This is a genomic window from Vibrio floridensis, from assembly GCF_021852965.1.
In the GTDB taxonomy this organism is placed as follows: domain Bacteria; phylum Pseudomonadota; class Gammaproteobacteria; order Enterobacterales; family Vibrionaceae; genus Vibrio; species Vibrio floridensis.
This window is the reverse complement of sequence record NZ_JAKGCY010000010.1, coordinates 107,379-124,283: the sequence shown is the minus strand read 5'-3', so window position 1 is coordinate 124,283 and position 16,905 is coordinate 107,379. Positions and strand designations below refer to the sequence as shown.

Annotated in this window: 17 protein-coding genes and 1 riboswitch; of the genes, 6 read left to right on the top strand and 11 right to left on the bottom strand. The window is 47.3% G+C overall.

Annotated elements, in window-relative coordinates; genetic code table 11:
- Positions 1–192: 192 nt before the first annotated feature.
- The 7 genes from LZU85_RS15155 to LZU85_RS15125 form a co-directional block, all read right to left on the bottom strand.
- The gene (locus tag LZU85_RS15155; protein ID WP_237287531.1) at positions 193–2,214 is read right to left on the bottom strand and encodes an alpha-amylase family glycosyl hydrolase; all 2,022 of its coding nucleotides are present in this window, start codon (positions 2,212–2,214) and stop codon (positions 193–195) included.
- A 253-nt stretch (positions 2,215–2,467) separates the two neighbouring features.
- Positions 2,468–2,902, bottom strand: a complete 435-nt coding sequence (locus LZU85_RS15150) for a YccF domain-containing protein (protein ID WP_011151663.1) — start codon at positions 2,900–2,902, stop codon at positions 2,468–2,470.
- Positions 2,903–3,053: 151 nt separating this feature from the next.
- Positions 3,054–4,715 carry a phosphoethanolamine transferase gene (locus LZU85_RS15145; protein WP_237287529.1) on the bottom strand — a complete coding sequence of 554 codons (1,662 nt, stop codon included), beginning with the start codon at positions 4,713–4,715 and terminating at the stop codon, positions 3,054–3,056.
- Entirely contained in the window at positions 4,712–5,068 is a 357-nt protein-coding gene (locus tag LZU85_RS15140) for a diacylglycerol kinase (protein ID WP_011082289.1), read from the bottom strand. The genes LZU85_RS15145 and LZU85_RS15140 overlap by 4 nt, the downstream gene beginning before the upstream one ends.
- A 277-nt stretch (positions 5,069–5,345) precedes the next feature.
- Positions 5,346–6,626 carry an ATP-binding protein gene (locus LZU85_RS15135; protein ID WP_072615870.1) on the bottom strand — a complete coding sequence of 427 codons (1,281 nt, stop codon included), beginning with the start codon at positions 6,624–6,626 and terminating at the stop codon, positions 5,346–5,348.
- Positions 6,627–6,635: 9 nt separating this feature from the next.
- Positions 6,636–7,340 (bottom strand): response regulator, encoded by a 705-nt coding sequence (locus LZU85_RS15130; RefSeq protein WP_237287527.1) that lies wholly within the window; start codon positions 7,338–7,340, stop codon positions 6,636–6,638.
- A gap of 278 nt (positions 7,341–7,618) precedes the next feature.
- Entirely contained in the window at positions 7,619–8,254 is a 636-nt protein-coding gene (locus tag LZU85_RS15125; protein ID WP_237287526.1) for an NAD(P)-dependent oxidoreductase, read from the bottom strand.
- Between the two features lie 119 nt (positions 8,255–8,373).
- Between LZU85_RS15125 and LZU85_RS15120 the strand changes: the two genes are divergently transcribed.
- The gene (locus LZU85_RS15120; RefSeq protein WP_237287524.1) at positions 8,374–9,276 is read left to right on the top strand and encodes a LysR family transcriptional regulator; all 903 of its coding nucleotides are present in this window, start codon (positions 8,374–8,376) and stop codon (positions 9,274–9,276) included.
- 34 nt (positions 9,277–9,310) lie between these two features.
- Here LZU85_RS15120 and LZU85_RS15115 read toward each other — a convergent pair whose 3' ends face one another.
- Positions 9,311–10,030, bottom strand: a complete 720-nt coding sequence (locus LZU85_RS15115; RefSeq protein WP_011151671.1) for an SDR family oxidoreductase — start codon at positions 10,028–10,030, stop codon at positions 9,311–9,313.
- A 140-nt stretch (positions 10,031–10,170) separates the two neighbouring features.
- Here LZU85_RS15115 and LZU85_RS15110 point away from each other — a divergent pair, with 140 nt between their 5' ends.
- A complete protein-coding gene (locus tag LZU85_RS15110; protein ID WP_047111756.1) occupies positions 10,171–11,085 on the top strand; it encodes a LysR family transcriptional regulator in 915 nt (304 codons plus the stop codon).
- Here LZU85_RS15110 and LZU85_RS15105 read toward each other — a convergent pair.
- On the bottom strand, positions 11,072–11,422 hold the full coding sequence (locus tag LZU85_RS15105) for a DUF3147 family protein (RefSeq protein ID WP_011082296.1): 351 nt from the start codon (positions 11,420–11,422) through the stop codon (positions 11,072–11,074). The two genes, LZU85_RS15110 and LZU85_RS15105, sit on opposite strands and share 14 nt — an antisense overlap.
- A 129-nt stretch (positions 11,423–11,551) precedes the next feature.
- Positions 11,552–11,848, bottom strand: coding sequence for an isoamylase early set domain-containing protein (locus tag LZU85_RS15100; RefSeq protein WP_176299609.1), 297 nt, complete (start codon positions 11,846–11,848; stop codon positions 11,552–11,554).
- A 217-nt stretch (positions 11,849–12,065) separates the two neighbouring features.
- Here LZU85_RS15100 and LZU85_RS15095 point away from each other — a divergent pair, with 217 nt between their 5' ends.
- The 3 genes from LZU85_RS15095 (at position 12,066) to LZU85_RS15085 (ending at position 15,129) form a co-directional block, all read left to right on the top strand.
- On the top strand, positions 12,066–12,410 hold the full coding sequence (locus tag LZU85_RS15095) for a hypothetical protein (protein ID WP_237287523.1): 345 nt from the start codon (positions 12,066–12,068) through the stop codon (positions 12,408–12,410).
- Positions 12,411–12,455: 45 nt separating this feature from the next.
- Positions 12,456–13,058, top strand: coding sequence for a thiol:disulfide interchange protein DsbA/DsbL (locus LZU85_RS15090; RefSeq protein WP_237287521.1), 603 nt, complete (start codon positions 12,456–12,458; stop codon positions 13,056–13,058).
- Positions 13,059–13,191: 133 nt separating this feature from the next.
- Positions 13,192–15,129: a PLP-dependent aminotransferase family protein gene (locus LZU85_RS15085; protein ID WP_237287520.1), complete on the top strand. Its 1,938-nt coding sequence runs from the start codon at positions 13,192–13,194 to the stop codon at positions 15,127–15,129.
- Positions 15,130–15,196: 67 nt separating this feature from the next.
- Here LZU85_RS15085 and ribB read toward each other — a convergent pair whose 3' ends face one another.
- Positions 15,197–15,853, bottom strand: coding sequence for a 3,4-dihydroxy-2-butanone-4-phosphate synthase (ribB, locus tag LZU85_RS15080; RefSeq protein ID WP_017791512.1), 657 nt, complete (start codon positions 15,851–15,853; stop codon positions 15,197–15,199).
- Positions 15,854–15,949: 96 nt separating this feature from the next.
- Positions 15,950–16,090: riboswitch (FMN riboswitch) on the bottom strand.
- Positions 16,091–16,287: 197 nt separating this feature from the next.
- On the opposite strand from ribB, the gene LZU85_RS15075 reads away from it, so the two are divergent.
- The gene (locus tag LZU85_RS15075) at positions 16,288–16,827 is read left to right on the top strand and encodes a hydrolase (protein WP_176299608.1); all 540 of its coding nucleotides are present in this window, start codon (positions 16,288–16,290) and stop codon (positions 16,825–16,827) included.
- Positions 16,828–16,905: the final 78 nt, after the last annotated feature.

Here is a 16,905-nt window from a genome sequence, read left to right as displayed (position 1 = left end):
GAGATCTCTCACAAGTGTAGTGGCAAATATCTCTATTCATTCAATGCGACCGCGAGGGATTTTTTAACCGACTTCACAATTCTGTTGGCATGGGTGTGAGCTCGTCCTAATCACAATGAAAAAAAGGGATGCTTGTTAAAGCATCCCAAACTAGCGGGCAGTGGTGCCCAGCTCTATGCCGCCGAGTTGGCGTTACTCAGCACATTTTGATGCCATCATGTTCAATGGCGCTCCTTGTTCGTTAAACTGTAAACTCCACACATAAAGACCTTCATCCATGATGGTAATGGTAGTGTCTTTGCCATAGCCACCGTAGCTGAGTGCACTCTCTTGGCCAAGCATCAAACTCTGTCCCGTTGCGGTAAACTGTGGTTCCCAAGTTTTTGTGGCATATTGCATGCGGTAGCTACCGGGTTTCTCCGTGGTCACGACTTGATAGACGCCGCTGCCTTTGTAGTCGAATTGACGATGCGTTTGGTGTTGCCAGCCGGAATCGCTGAAATCGCCGACCACATAAAGAGTTTGCTTCATTGGGCCTGATTCATTGACGCTAGGGTTGTCACATTGCGCCATAAACCCCTCACCCACGCCACTGGTTGAAGCCGCTGTTTTTTTCGTTGGGCCTGCAGCAGAAGGCAGATTGACTTTGAGGAAGCGTGCTTCTAATGGGGCCAAAGTAATCTGATATTGACCGTCGGTCAGTGTGATTTCTTCGTCATTGATGAGGTCTGTTAAGCTGCCCTCAGAGCCGGCTTGGATGGCATCGAGCGATACGTGTTGCAAGTTCTTACTGATGTTTGCCACGTAGATGATGGCTTCATCATCGGTGCTTTTGTGGTCTGAATAGATTTTCGCATCCGCGAGCAGATTCACTCGTTTTCCTTTGGAGAGTGCAGGATGTGCTGCTCTCATCTCCATCAAACGTTTGACGTAGTGTTTGAGCTCTTGCTCGTTGGCATTCAGGGTCGCGGTCACGCCTTCAATTTTGCCACTTGAGCGCGCCACGTGATCATCGCATAAGCCTTTGACCGCACAATCTAGTTCCACTTTTGCTGCGAAGTTATCGACTTGGTCACCGATTTCGTCACCGTAATAGAAAGTGATAGGGCCGGTATACGCGGCTTGAAAAGCAAACACCGCTTTGTGTCGTAGCCAATACTCTTCGTCTTGTGGCTGAGCAATATTGCCACGCTGTAGGAGGTCGCCAAAGCGAACCAGGTCGTGGTTGCCGATCATCAGATTCGGTTGGGCATGCTCAGGATAAAGCCCATGGAGATTCATGCCTTCTGCTAGCCATTGTCCCGATTTACCGCCAACACCCGCTTCATTCACACCAAAAGTCTCTACCAAACGGTAGCGGACCGGAAAATCAAACGCGGAGCAAAGGGCCGGACTTTCATTGCTGCCATAGCCGGTTTCAATGATGCGGTTTTCTCCCGCCCAGATTTCCGCCACCATGTATCCAAGCGGATTGACGGTTTCGCCTTTGCTGTTGGTGTACGTCACGGCTTTAGAAGCGTTATCTACCGTTTTGCGAATCTCCACCCAAGCCTCTTTTGGTACTTGATAGGCTTGGTCTAAACGCCAACCATCAATCTTCAACTCTTTGATCCAAAATTCGGCCACTTCTTGATAGAAGGCGAGGCTCTCTGGATAGTCGACCGGGTTGTTGCTTCCTGCAGGCAGCTTGCCTGTGGGGGATGCCGCTACATTGCCTTTGTGATGACCAAATACGCCATCAAAGAACACGTACAAGCCACGGGCATGCGCTTCTTCGACCAAACGTTTAGCGTCTTGCATCGTGCCAAAACGCGGATCGACCTCGAAGTAATTGGTGGCAAAGTAGCCAGTGGCATCAAGGCGATCTGCCCAATGGTCTTGCCCTGCTTTAGGCTCGGAATTGAAAATCGGTGTCAGCCAAATGGCGTTCATCCCTAGTGACTGGATGTAATCAAGAGAATCAATGATGCCTTGAATATCGCCTTGGTGATGACTGGTTCCATAACCAGTGCCATGGCCAATTTGATCATCGCCGTTGACAAAGCTCTCCACCATCACCTGATAGATACGTAAGTCATCGGCTTGCTCCGTTGCGAATATGTCGCAGCGGTATGGGTTGTCGATAACCGGTATCTCAATGTTAGAGGAAGTATTACAACCAATGAGTAAAGCGGTGGTTATAGCCAATGGGAGCGTTGTCAGTGCCAGTTTCACGTTGATTTCCTTGTTAGATTTTTATCCAAGTATTGATGAATAATTAATTAATATAATCAGCCTCTTAACGTGAAATTGAGGAGGAGATAAAAGGATGAGAGATCGGAATCACAACGATTGGCCACTTTTGTTATACAAAGCATCTAGCCGGTCACGAAATGGGCAGGTGTATAAAAAAACACCTTCTAAAAAAGAAGGTGTTTTTGTCGTCAGTGTCACAAAGGTGTTTTTTTGAGCACTGGCTGCAATCTTATTATCGGCTGCGGTTGTGGTATCGCGCAGCTTCCGCCACTTCGACCGGCACGATGGTTTGGCCAATCGGTGCCAGTGAGATCACCGCCAGTTTGAGATGTTGCAGCGCGAATGGAATACCAATGATGGTAATAAAACACGCTACAGCAGAGAGAATATGACCAATGGCCAGCCACACGCCTGCGACCAAGAACCAAATCACGTTGCCAATGAGCCCTAGTGGTCCTGTGCCAATATCGCGCTTATTGGTCAGTTCGTCACGATAGACCGCCTCTGAACCAAAAGGAAAGAAGGAGAAATTACCGATGACGAAGCACGCTCTTCCCCACGGGATCCCGATGATACTGATAAAAGCCAAAATGCCGAAAAACCACCAAGCGAGCCCCATAAAAACGCCGCCAAACAAAAACCAAATAATATTTCCGAGAGTTCGCATATGTGTTCCTAAACCCAGTGAAATGAAGCGTTGAGTATCCATAGACTAGATTAATCTGAGATGAACGAGAAGCGGGTAAGCCAAATAAAAACGTCATAAAACAAAGGGGGCCAATTTAGGCCCCTAGTATAATATTGCTCTTTATTTGTCCTTATTGAGCACGACACTGCATAAAGAGATCAAGGGTGGCATCGTACTCACTGGTACTCACATCCATCACGCCGAGCAGTGAATGGAAAATGTAATCATGCGAGTAGGTATCGGTTTGCTTGGCTTGCTGCTTAAGGCAGTCAGCATTGATCTGTTTTGTCTGGGCAAAACCCGGTGACATCCAAAGCATCAGCGGTACTTTTGTTTGGTATTCCGGGGCTAAACTGTAAGGCATGCCATGTAGGAACAAACCATTCTCGCCAAGAGATTCCCCGTGGTCAGAAACGTAAATCAGCGCCGTGTTGTAACGCTCCTCAAGTGCCTTGAGCTTATTGATGGTTTGGCTCAATACATAATCGGTATAGAGGATGGTGTTGTCGTAAGTGTTGACGATCTGTTCTACCGAACAGTTTTCGATGTCGGCACGCGGACAATCGGGCATAAAGGCCGCTTTGTCTTTCGGATAACGTTGGAAATACGTTGGGCCGTGGCTGCCAATCAAATGTAGAGCCAACACACGGTTCCCCTTTAGATTCTCGACATCCTGTTCGAAGTTTTCCAGTAACGCCATGTCATAGCAGGTGCTGCCATTACAAAGCGCATCTTTACGAGAGCGATCGACGGTAAACAGAGGAATGTTTTTTGCCACATCTTTGTCGCCACCGTCATTTTCTTTCCACAGAAGTGACACACCTGCACGGTTTAAGATGTCCAGTGCATTGTCTTGATTATCTGCCGTTGGGCGATCAAAGTTTGAGCGTGTCATGTTAGAGAACATGCAAGGTACGGAGACTGCGGTTGCGGTGCCACATGAGCTGACATCTTGGAATGAGATCATGCCCAATTCGTTGGTGTATTGGTTTGTAGGACGGGCATAACCGTTCGCTTGGTAGTTTTGCGAACGTGCCGTTTCACCGACGACAAAAACCAGCAAGGTCGGCTTTTGCTCCGCTTGTTGTAGAGCCTGTTCTGACTGTTTGGCATCAAGGCCCAATTGGCGGTAGGGCTGCGGTGTGGAAAAGTAGGTATCGCGAACATACTTTGTGGCACTGTACACATACTGAGTCGGGATGATCATCTTTTTCAGATGGCTATTGTTTCGCCCAATAGATGCGTAATCTTGGTAATAAAGGCCTGCAATCACCGCGATCACGGCCAAAGAGGCGAGCATACTCGCTGCTTTCTTCGCCACCATGTGCAGCGTAGAGCCTGATAGGCTCAAATTCAGTTTGCACACCAACAGCGCAGGTACTACGCCCATCAACAAGGTCCAGATGACAGAATATGTGCTGAGGTATGATCCTGCTTCGCTGCTGTCTGTTTCCATGATGTTGGCAATCATGCCGTAATCAAACAAAGTGCCATAGTTGTAGCCGGCATAGCTTACCATCGCAGAGAGCAGAAGCAGCACCGCAAAGAAAGGCTTACTTAGCCAAGGCCAACTGAATAAGTTGAACAAGAAGTTCAATGCCGCAAGGAAGAAGATAGGGACTGAAATTACAAAACCCACCTTGACAGAGTCGAGGTGGCTAATGATGCCGAACAGTTCTTTGTAAATCGGCAAATTAACGAGGGTGGCGAAATAGATCGCCAGCACCAAAGTGAATGTGGTGTAAGAGCATTCACGATTAAACAAGGTTTTGATTCGATTTATTGTGGTCACAGCAATACACTCGCCCAAACAAACAGCGCTAGTGCTAAGGCGACGAAGACGGCAGCAGAGCCGATGTCTTTCGCTCGGCCGCTGAGTTCATGCCAATCGTCACTAATGCGGTCTACGACGGCTTCTACCGCAGAGTTGATCAGCTCAACAATAACCACCAACAATAAGCTAGAAACCATGAGAATTCGCTCAATGGTCGTCACTGGGAGGAAGAACGCGGTGATGGTTAGCGCGGCGGTCAGAAGAATTTCCTGACGAAAAGCAGCCTCGTTAATCCATGCGGCTTTCAAGCCTTTCATTGAATAGCCCGTTGCGTCGACAATACGACGAATACCTGTTTTTCCTGGTTTCAAAATATAACCCTACTACTTGTTATTAATGGGAAGCTCAAAGCTGGTTGTGGCAAATGAGTAGTTAGCGGTCGCTAAGCGACTTCAACGCTCGTCAACTGCGCGTTTCGGCACCAGTAACGTAAGAATCACAACGTAAAGTTGCCCTTGTTATCACTTCTATCAATGACTAGGTTGAAATGTACAGCGTTTTATTATGGAAATCAGTCACGCACGTGTAATGAATTGTCGCGCTTTGTAAGATTGGTAAGGTGAATGATGCCGAGGGCATCATTCTGTGTTAGAGGGAAAAACGAATGATGAAGCAGGCACCGCCCAGCGGGCTATGGGCAACGTGTGCACTGCCGTTGTGAATCTGGCAAATCTGTTTGACGATCGCCAATCCCAAGCCATAACCGCTGGTGGATTTGTTACGCGATTTGTCGGCGCTGTAAAAGGCATCGAACAGGTAAGGCCAATCTTGTTCGGCGACGCCTTTGCCATCATCGTGTACTTGAAATTCCAACTGCTCGGCAGTGTGTGTCACTTGAATGCGAACTTGTGTTTGGGTGTAGCGCATCGCATTACGCACCAAATTGTCGAGCGCTCTTTTCACAAGGTGAGGATCAACATTGGCTTGATCACAACAGCTGTCGATCTGTAAATGGATGGGATGATAGGTTTCGCTCTGCCATTTTCTCACGAGGGTTTCACACCAAGGCTGGAGAGAAATCGCCTGTGTGTGCAACTGAGCTTCGGGCCTTTCCATTTTTGCGTAGTAGAGCATCTCTTCTACCATGGCTTCCATTTCATCAATGTCTTCCACCATGCTGGAAACCGATTTTTGTTGCTTCTCGTTGAGTGGCGAGTCGGCAAGTAAATCGGCTTGCCATTGCAGACGAAAAATGGGTGTGCGTAGCTCATGAGCCACAGCATTAGTCAAAACCTTGTTGCTGGTGATCAGGTTGGCGATCTTATCCGCCATGACGTTGAAGCTTTTGTTCAAGGAGCCGACGGAATACCGGGCGGTGGTACGGGCTCGCGCGGACAAATCACCCGATGCAAAAGCCAATGTTACGCGTTCTAACTCACGAACTCGGCGGCTTAGAAACCAAATCAAAATGACGCAATAGATAGCAAAGCCGATAATGAAGAACACCCAAACTAAATTACCGCTAAAATCGATGGCTTGCCTTAACGGTGATTGCAGATCTTCTTCTAAGTGATAGATGGTCGAGTTGGCGGAAAAGCGCATCCAAACATCAAAATCATCATCCAGATAAACCAGCATTGCAGGATCAACAAAAACAGCAGCAATCTCTTTTGGCAGCTGCTTTTGCTCGTAGATGGTTAAAATAGAACGCGTGGCTTCGGCGTAATTTTCCATCGCTTCGGTGAAATAGGCTTGGCCTTTTTCCTGATACAGCGGTGTTAGTAGATCATGAAACGCATTGATCTCGAATTCTGTCAGTACACGATCGTAGTCGGTATTTAACTGATAGACGATAACCTCGTAGCCCCATAATGTGGCAAAAAACAAAAGAATCAGGCCAAAAAAGGCTTCCAGATAAATGCGCTTCATTTTCGGTGTTTATTCATTCCATGTGTCTGGCATAAACATATAGCCCTTGCCTCGAACCGTGAGAATTTTCTTTGGTGGTGTGGTGGTATCGTTGAGTTTTTTCCTCAATGTGACCACACGATTGTCAATGGTGCGATCCACGCCATCGTATTCGATGCCTCGCAAAGCCTTGGTCAAAGATTCCCGCGACAGCACTTGTTCTGCTGATGTGGCCAGCAGCCAGAGCAAATCAAACTCGCCATCGGTTAAATTGATGGTTTGATCGGCCAGCTGGCACTCTCGACGAATACGATTGAGTTTTAGCGCACCGTATCGGCAGTTGTTGGCGTCTTGGTTAACGGCCACCTCTGGTCGTCTCAGTAGCATCCTCACCCGAGCCAGCAAAACGCGTGGTTTAATGGGTTTATTGACAAAGTCATCCGCGCCAATTTCCAACGCAGCAACGTGATCGAAATCGTCATCGCTGGCGGTTAACATCAGGATTTTTCCATTATAGGCGTCGCGAATTTGCCGACACACGCTCAACCCATCTTGACCAGGTAACATCAGGTCAAGCAGGACGAGTGCAGGCTTTTCGTTGAGGATCGTTTCAGGTGCATCCGTGCCATTATCAACGGTGATCACTGAAAATCCTTGTGACATAAAATAGTCACTTAACATCTGTTGGAGCTTGATGTCATCTTCAACAATGATCAACTTCTGGTCTTCTACCATGGTGTCATTCTATGCTTTGTTTTGTTGTTATATTGAGTACGTCATCAGAAGTACTGATATGAAACGAGAAATTATACGACTCACTTCACCTTTTCAAATATAAATGACCACCAAGGAGATTGACAGCAGGAGGTTATCAGAATGGGCACAAAATCAATGTCGTCGTTTTGTATGACTTTGTCATGATCTTGAAGGGGCAACAGACAATGAGGCGCACACCTGAGCGCTTAATGCGCTCAGGTGTGCTTGGTCAATTGAAGAGGGAACTGGCGGTGAGTTTAGTAAGCTACGCCAATGCGTTGATTGAGGTACTGGTTCGTTTCTAATACATCGAGCAAGGCCGCTGCGTAATCTGCCACGGAAATTTGGCTCTTACCTTCGTCGTCGCTGAGCAGTTGATCGCCTCCGACTCGGTAGTGATGACGTTTTTCCCCAGGAAAAAGCTCCGCCGCAGGGCTGAGAAATGTCCATGCAAGAGGGCTGGACGTTGAGCGAAACTGCTCTAGTGCCTCCACTTGTGCCAAGGCTTCCGCTTTATACTCGGCTGGAAAATCGGGTACGGTGACGAGTTTGACATCGGGTGCCACTTCTAGCGAACCCGCTCCGCCGACCCAAAGCAAGCGCTTAACACCGACGTTGGCCAACTGCGTCAGTAACAATTGAGCGGTTTCAGCCACGATGCTGTGATCGTTGTTTGCTCTGCCACCAACGGCGGCAATAACGTAATCGGCATCTTGAAATGTTTGCGCCAGGTTGTGTGGCTGGCGAACGTCAAATGGACGTTTCTCTACATCATCGCGTTCAATGGCATTGGGATTGCGAGCGATAGCAATCACATCATGACCGCGTTCGTGTGCTTCGTTGACAAGAGTACTGCCGATCCAACCTGTTGCGCCTAATATTGCTATTTTCATTTCTCTTCTCCGGTTCTATGAGGTTTCGTTATGGAGAGAGTCTACTCATGAGATATATCGGGATAAATAAACTTAAATGATATAGATTGTTTCAATAAACCGATCTAATAGAGATGGAAATGGACAGACTCGACGCCATTAAAAGTTTTATTGAAGTGGCCAATTGCCGCAGTTTTACCCAAGCAGCGGAAACCTTATCGCTAAGTCGGCTTCAGGTGACTCGGCATGTTCAAGAAGTAGAAAGCTGGCTTCAACAGCGCTTACTGCATCGCACGACTCGAAAAGTCAGCCTGACGCACGCAGGCGAACAAGCCTATATTCGATGCCAGCGCATTTTAGATGAAGCCGCGGCTTTGGAGTTGGATGCGGTTCAAAGCCGAGATTCGCTAACGGGGTCGATTCGCATTTCTGCTCCGATTGGTTTTTCGCAGCACCATCTTATTGATGCGGTCAGTGCATTTACCGAGTTGCATCCGCTTGTAATGGTTGACATCTTGGCCTCTGATCGCTTTTCGCAATTGGTTGATGAGCGCGTAGACGTCGCCTTGCGATATACCGATCAACCCGATGAGACGTTAATTGCGAGAAAACTGATGGATATCGATGCGGTCGTGTGTGCGACACCAGGGTATTTGGATGAGCATGAGCCCATTGTCGTGCCGGAAGATTTAGCCAACCACAATTGCTTAGTCCATTTGAGTACCCACTTATGGCGATTCGTTGCCGATAATCAAATCTCAGAAGTATCCGTAAAAGGCAATATTCGGGCGAATGATCTCAGTACCTTATTAGGTGCGGCGCTGGCAGGGAAAGGGGTGATCCGTTTGCCATGTGATTTGGCCAATCCGCTTTTGCAACAGGGTAAGCTTGTCGCGCTATTGACCCCCTATACTTTGCCTTCATCTTCCTTGTGGGCTGTTTATCTTTCTCGCAGTTATCAAACCCCGGTGGTGCGTCAGTTTATTGATTTTATTGCGCAGCGATGGGATCAGAATGTGCAACTGTGGCAAAGGCCTGCGTAGTTGCAGGCCTTTGTGGTGCGATAAGCATGAGCGGTTATGGCTGCTGCTTGGTCGGTGCTAGAGCGATTTCACGAATACAGACGTTTTGAGGTTGTTGGTAGGCAAACAACACGGCTCTCGCGACATCGTCTGCTGCCAACACGCCACCCATATCCACTTTCCATGCATCGTAACCGTCTTTGATTTGTTGCGATGTGGTGTGTGAAAGCAATTCGGTTTCGACCGCACCCGGTGCAATGGTCGTGACACGCACGTTAGAGGCCGCCACTTCCTCACGCACATTTTCAGAAATGGCATGCACAGCGAATTTGGTGCCACAGTATGCCGCGTGATCTGGGAAGGTTTTCTTACCTGCGATCGAGCTGATGTTAATAATAGTGCCGCTGTTGCGTGCTTTCATTGGCGCTAGCACCGCTTGCATACCATTTAGCAAACCAAGGACATTAACATCAAACATACGTTGCCATTCATTCGCTTCTTGAGTGTCAATCTGGCCAAGTAACATCACACCCGCGTTGTTTACTAATACGTCCGCCGGGCCATAGATTTCTTCTGCACGAGTAATCGCAGCATCAAAGGTGTTTTTATCGGTCACGTCCACTTGAGCACAAAGTGTGTTTGGCAAATTAAGCGCTTCTAGGCGCTCGACGCGGCGTGCCAAGAGCAGCAGTGGATGACCTTCTTCACTGAAACGACGCGCGATGGCTTCACCAATACCAGAGCTTGCACCTGTAATAACGACTAACTTTTTCATTTTGTGATCCTCTTTAAAAGCCGTTTTGGCTTGTTGATGCGTAGTTTATGAAAAGAATTTTTGTTGATATATATCGACTTAGTTGAAACTCTGTTGTTATATGGCAACAATAAAACATCAAAAGAAAAGAGAAACCGATGATGCAAACACAGATCAACCTCGCGGATATCCGCTCCTTTGTGCTGATCGCACAACTTGGCAATTTCACCAAAGCCGCAGAAGCACTGGGAGTATCGCGCTCGCATGTGTCTCGCCAAATTAGCCAACTGGAGAAGCAAATGGGGGTGACGTTGTTGATCAGAACCACGCGCACGCTCAAATTAACGGATGCGGGAAAAGCACTGTTTGCTCAGTGTGAGATGGCGCTGCATAGCATTGATCAAGCGGTATTGGCCGCGGTCGATGATATTGAAGCCGTTCGGGGTGAAATCCGGATTAACTGTGTGGGCGGTTACTTAGGGGAAGAGGTGATTGCGGAGGTCGTGGGTCAGTTTATGCAGCAATATCCGCAAGTACGAGTGGATTTGGATTTTAGCAGCCATCGTGTTGACCTGATTGAGGATGAATTTGATATCGCGTTTCGCATGGGCAAACTGGAAGATTCTGGTTTTGTCGCCCGCAAGCTGATTGATGTGGAAATGGGCACTTATGCCAGCCCCAGCTACTTAGCGACGCACGGACGACCTGAACATCCGAAAGAACTGGATAAACACGCTTGTTTAACGGGCTCGGTGACGCGCTGGACCTTCCAACATCGGCAAACCAAGCAAACATCAGATTGCCAGGTCCGTGGGAAACTGCGCTGCAAAAATGGCCGAGTGATGCTGAAAGGGGCTTTGGCCGGAAACGGCATCATTCGTGTACCCACGCTTTACTGTATGCCAGAACTAGAACAAGGCTTACTGCAAGAAGTGTTTGAGGATTGGCATATTCCAAGTGTGGCGTTCTCTGCGCTGTATCATCGTGATCGTTATCAACCTAAGCGCATTCGAACGTTTATCGAGTTCACCAGCGATTATTTTCGTCAGTTACAAAAGAGTATTAAGTCAGCTTGATGCCAAAGTGTTTAACAATGAAAGCCACGCAGGCAAAGGAACTGATGGAAATCAGTGCGCAAAAAAATAAGGAAATCCAGAAGCTAAATCGTTCCATGAGATACGGAAAAATCAGGAACATGGGAAGCGTCGGGAGCACATACCAAAATGTGTAGTAGGCGTGATTCGTCAGCTTTTCATTACCTTGTCCTTCAAGGTACATCCAAATCAGCGCGAGAATGGTCACGGTGGGGAGAGCGGCGATAAGCGCGCCCGCTTTGTCACTGCGTTTGGCGACCTCAGAAATAAACACCACGATCGCGGCGGTGATTAAGTATTTGGTGACAATCCAGTACATCGCATTTCCTTTGTTGTTTATTCGGCTCTCCTTGCCGTGTTTTGCATAGTAGAGTGACTGAGCAAAAACTCAATGAAAAAAGGCGCATTTTGCGCCTTTCAACTCGATAGAGTGGCCATTGATTGGCCATTATTCGCTGGTCAAGACGAAACCATTGTCGCTACCAAAACTGTTGGCAACATAGCCATCAGCCTGCGGATCGTTACCCCATTGGTTTTGATTGAACAGATAGCGGAACTCCACTTTTTGTTCTTTCGGCAGGCGCGTCTTGAATTTAAATAAGCCACTTTTTTTCACCAAAGTCATAGGCTCTGGCTTCCAGTTGTTAAACTCCCCAACAACGTGCGCGCTTTCCCAGTTTTCTTGTTGAACCTCAAACGTCACTTCAACTTCGTCTTTGGTTTTGAAAAAGCGTTTTTTTAACATAACAATATCCTTATATTTCTCATAACAACGGCATAAGTATTACTCCTGTTTCATAGCGTTTGCAAGTTACCGAAGCTTGTTCGTAAAGATTGTGATAGGCATAGGGAACTGACAGGCAGAGAGAGAGTCTTACTGAGTTATTTGCTGATAAGCTTTTGTTGTCTGGATTTTTGTTGTTACTCTAATGCCAACGCTGGAACCCAAGGAGAGAGCACTTTTGTATTCGATTTTAAAAATGCCGTTTGTGGTTGTGTTGGCTTTGATGCTGACGCTATTGGCATCGACAGAAATCGTCAAAAATACGGTGTTGCTCTCTTCTGAAACGGTGGAACACGTACAGGAGTCCAACTGCCCAGACGTTCATCATGAGATTCAGTTGGAAAGTCAGCAACCCTCTCATGGTTGCCATTCGGTTTGCATTGGTAAAATGCCCGCATCAAAAGGCAGTCACGGGGCTTTTCAACAAGACTATTCCTTGGCATTGATGTCGAAAGATCAATCTGCCAAAGCAACTTCGATGCAAGAAGAGCGCTTTCGCCCTCCGATTTCTTCCCTTGTTTAATGTTTGGAAATTTATAACCACAATTCGATTATTCAAGGTATTAACATGATCAAAAAATTTGTTTTCATGCTCTCAGCGCTTTTGCTGAGTGTATCGGCTTACGCAGCGAAATTTGAGCAAGGCACGCATTACTCCGTATTACCTACCGCCAAATCGCAGAAACCTGTCGTGACGGAATATTTCTCTTTCTACTGCCCACACTGTTACCGCTTTGAGGGTGTGGTGGAAAGCATGAAGAAATCTCTGCCTGAAGAGGCAAGATTTGAGAAAGTGCATGTTTCCTTTATGGGGGGCGAAATGGGAGTCCCTGTCGCCAAAGCGTATGCCACCATGGTGTCGCTGGATGCAGAAAAGAGCATGGTACCCGTTATGTTTGCGCAAATTCATGACAAGAGAAATGCGCCAAAAACGGAAGCAGAACTTCGCCAACTCTTTATCGATAATGGTGTTGACGCAAAGAAATACGATGCGGCTTACAACAGCTTTGCTGTTAACTCGATGCAAAAGCGTTTTGATAAGCAGTTTAAGGAAAGTACCTTAACGGGTGTTCCCGGCGTGATCGTAAATAACAAGTACATCGTGAAAGCGGACAAAATCACGACAATTCAAGAATACAATGAATTGGTGAATTATCTGTTGAAGCTGTAAAGCAAGATAAAACAGAGTACAAGGCGACCACGGGTCGCCTTTTTTGTCGATGGCAATTTTAATGTAAGCAACTATGTTCATATTTGTTTTGGCTGGGTCTGAGGAAGACCATAACAATAAGATAGGTATGAATATGGAAAACAAACACAACGCTAAAATTGGCTACGGACCAGATAAACTCCCTTGTGACGAGGAGATCCCTTATGGACCGGATCAATTGCCTTGGGACAAGCAGGTCCCTGATTTTGCACAAGGGTTGATTTCACCCCCGGAAGCCGACCCGACAGAAGTTTACCGCAGAGCAAATCAATTCTTTAATTTTGAAGTGAATGAGATTCGCCAAGCAGACTTTGAGATCCCACCAAACGGCCAAACTGATGATCAACAAAAAAACGCCTTTGCCGAAGTGCATCACTATGTAAATCGACAAAAAGAACGATTCTTAGGCTATCAAACCGAAGAGAATATCGAGTATCAAAAGCGGATTGCCCCCTTTTTAGATATCAGTATGAACAACGTGGGTGACCCATTTGTGGATGGCAATTACACCATCAATACGAAGTTTGTCGAACGAATGGTACTCGATTATTTCGCTTCACTGTGGAATGCTAAATGGCCTTCTCAAGGCCCGTATTTAAAAGACGATGGCAGTTGGGAACGAGGTGATCCTGAAAGTTACTGGGGGTACGTGCTGACGATGGGCAGCACAGAGGGCAACTTGTATGCGATGCTCAATGCGCGTGACTATCTCTCTGGACAAACCCTGTTAGACGACCAAATTTGTGGCGAGGATCCCCAAGGCCGAACGGTAATTAGAACTCAACGCTATGCGCATTATCCAAAGGCAGCGCACGATAATCCAAATGCTTATACACCGGTGGCATTTTTCTCTGAGGACACGCATTACTCGATTGTCAAAGCGATGGCGGTTGAGAAAATCGATACTTTTGGATCATTGGGCAACCGACTGTATCCAAAAGACAATCCACTTGCCAAAGGCGAAGTTTGGCCTGCTGAAGTGCCCTCTGAAGAACCAGTAGAAGGTTTGCCAGTTGGCTCCGGCGCGATCGACGTCGATAAGTTAGTCAAACTGGTAGACTTTTTTGCTCGCAAAGGCCACCCGATCATTGTGGTGCTTAACTATGGCACCACTTTTAAAGGGGCTTACGACAATATCAATAAGGCAACTGCAGCTTTAGAGCCCGTGTTGAGAAAGCACAAGATGTTCGAACGTGAGGTGCCTATTGATCCTCGTGATCCGTCGAAAACGGAAACGCGTTCCGGCTATTGGATTCACGTGGACGGCGCGCTCGGTGCGAGCTATATGCCGTTTGTTAAAATGGCAGCGAACGTGGACGAGTATCAAGAATTTTTTAAAAAGAACCATTTTGACACCGGGCCAGACTTCGACTTCCGCAACCCAATGGTGCATTCGATTGTCACCAGTGGCCATAAGTGGCCAGGTGCACCTTGGCCGACAGGGGTTTACATGACCAAGCACAAGTTTATGGTTTCGCCACCGGATAACCCAACCTATATTGGTTCTCCCGATACTACTTTTGCGGGTTCCCGTAGCGGTATATCCCCTCTGATTCTTTGGGATTACTTTGCCAAACACAGCTATGAAAAGCAGATTGAACTGGCGATGCGCGGACAGAAGATGGCGCAATACGCTTATAAAAAGTTGAAAGAAGTGGCGAAGTATTGGAAAAAAGAAAAACCTGATAGTGGTGTTCCAAAAGGGTTGTGGCTTCAACGGACACCGCTCTCTTTGTCGCTTATTTTCTGCCAGCCAAAGGACGATATTATCTTTAAATACTCGTTAGCCAAGGAAGAGATCGACGAGCCAGATCCAGAAACAGGCCGTAAAACACGAAAATACGTCCATATGTTTACCATGTGGGACGTGACTGAGGAGCTGATTAATGATTTGTGTGAAGATCTCAAAGCAGAAGATGCTTTCAATGCCGAAGACTTTGAAGGGTTAAAGAACGTTCGTCATATTTGCCCGTTGCCTCACTCGAGTGCCCATCTGGTCAAGTTACCGCTGAAAGGACGTTCGTTTAGATAAAAAGAGAACAAGAGACCAATAAGGCCAGCAATGCTGGCCTTATTCATACAGTATCTTTGAAGGTATTTTACGCCAACTTGAGGTCGTACTGATTGCGGTACATCACCATGTCTTCAATGGTGAGCACTGGCATATTGTGTTGCTTGCCGAAGGCAATGATCTCGGGCGTTTTGGCCATGGTCCCATCAGGATTGGTCAACTCACACAATACACCCGCAGGTTGTAATCCGGCCATTTGCATCAGATCAACCGTGCCTTCGGTATGACCGCGACGAGCCAACACACCGCCTGGACGGGCACGCAACGGGAAGACATGACCCGGGCGCGCTAAGTCGTCTGCTTTTGCTAACGGGTTGGCAGCGGTTTTGATGGTGGTTACTCGGTCTTGTGCAGAAACACCAGTGGTGACACCTTGTTTTGCTTCAATGGAGACGGTAAACGCGGTTTGGTTGGCACTGTTGTTGTTAACGACCATGGGTGGCAGTTCCAACTTGTTGGCGTGCTCGTCGGTGAGGCACAAACACACAATGCCGCTGCATTCGCGAATCATCAACGCCATTTGTGCGTTAGTAAGGTGTTCAACGGAATAGATAATGTCGCCTTCGTTTTCACGATCTTCATCATCGAGCAGCAGTACGCCACGGCCCTCTTTGAGCGCAAGCAAAGCGTTTTCAACGCGAGTAATCGGATCGCCAAATTCGGCGAGTAGAGATGACTGATTCATGGTTAACTCCTAATAATCACCAGAATCAGGGCAGCATGAGGCTGGAAGTGTTTCTTCCAAAACGAAATGCACCAGAGCCAGAAGGCACTGGTGAAGTTTCATTCTCTCTCATCCGGACTATAACCGTCGGCTCTGGCCTCTCACCAGATCTGCTGACCTCGACGAATCGAGCGCTCGCGGGCTCACCTCATTCGGTATACCGCCGGTGGGGAATTTCGCCCCGCCCTGAGAATAAAAAATAATTTAGCCAAACGTCTGTCTCATACAGCACGTCAGCAGAAGTATGTTACTGCGGAAAAAGCATCAGGAAAAGTCACGCGTGTCTGTTTGTTTGATTTATGCACAGCTCTTATTGGCCTTTGGTCGTGATGTAGGCAACTGAAAAGCAAGCTATAGTGAAAGCAAACAGACGGGTTGGATGGATAGAGGTCAGCATGCTAGAGAAAGAAAAAACTGGGCTAATTGTAGTGGATGTGCAAGGGAAACTGGCGCAGATGGTGGATCAAAGTGAACAGATGATCACCAACATCACTAAGTTGATTGAAGGGGCAAAAATTTTGGGTCTGCCCATCATCTGGTTGGAACAAATCCCTGAAAACTTAGGTGCTACGGTTGCGCCTATCGCCAATGCGTTGCAGGGGCTTGAACCATTGCATAAATCGACTTTTTCTGGATGCGGTACAGCAGCTATCTGCAATGCCATCCAAGCGTGCAAAGTAGAGCAGTGGTTACTATGCGGCATTGAAGCGCACATTTGTGTCTATCAAACGGCAATGGACTTAAAGCAGCAAGGCTTTGAAGCCCATATTGTATGTGATGGGGTATCGTCTCGAGATCCGCAGAACAAAGCCTTAGCATTGAGAAAATTTGAAGCCAATGGCATCGCTTTGACGGGGGTGGAAATGTGCTTGTTCGAACTACTAAAAGATGGAAAAACGGCTGAATTTAAGCGCATGCTCCCTTTGTTTAGGTAGCGTCTATTCATTGAGTAAGACACTTTAGCAGTAAGCACGCTACCCTACGTGCTCTGTACATTTGAGCGAATTTCTGTT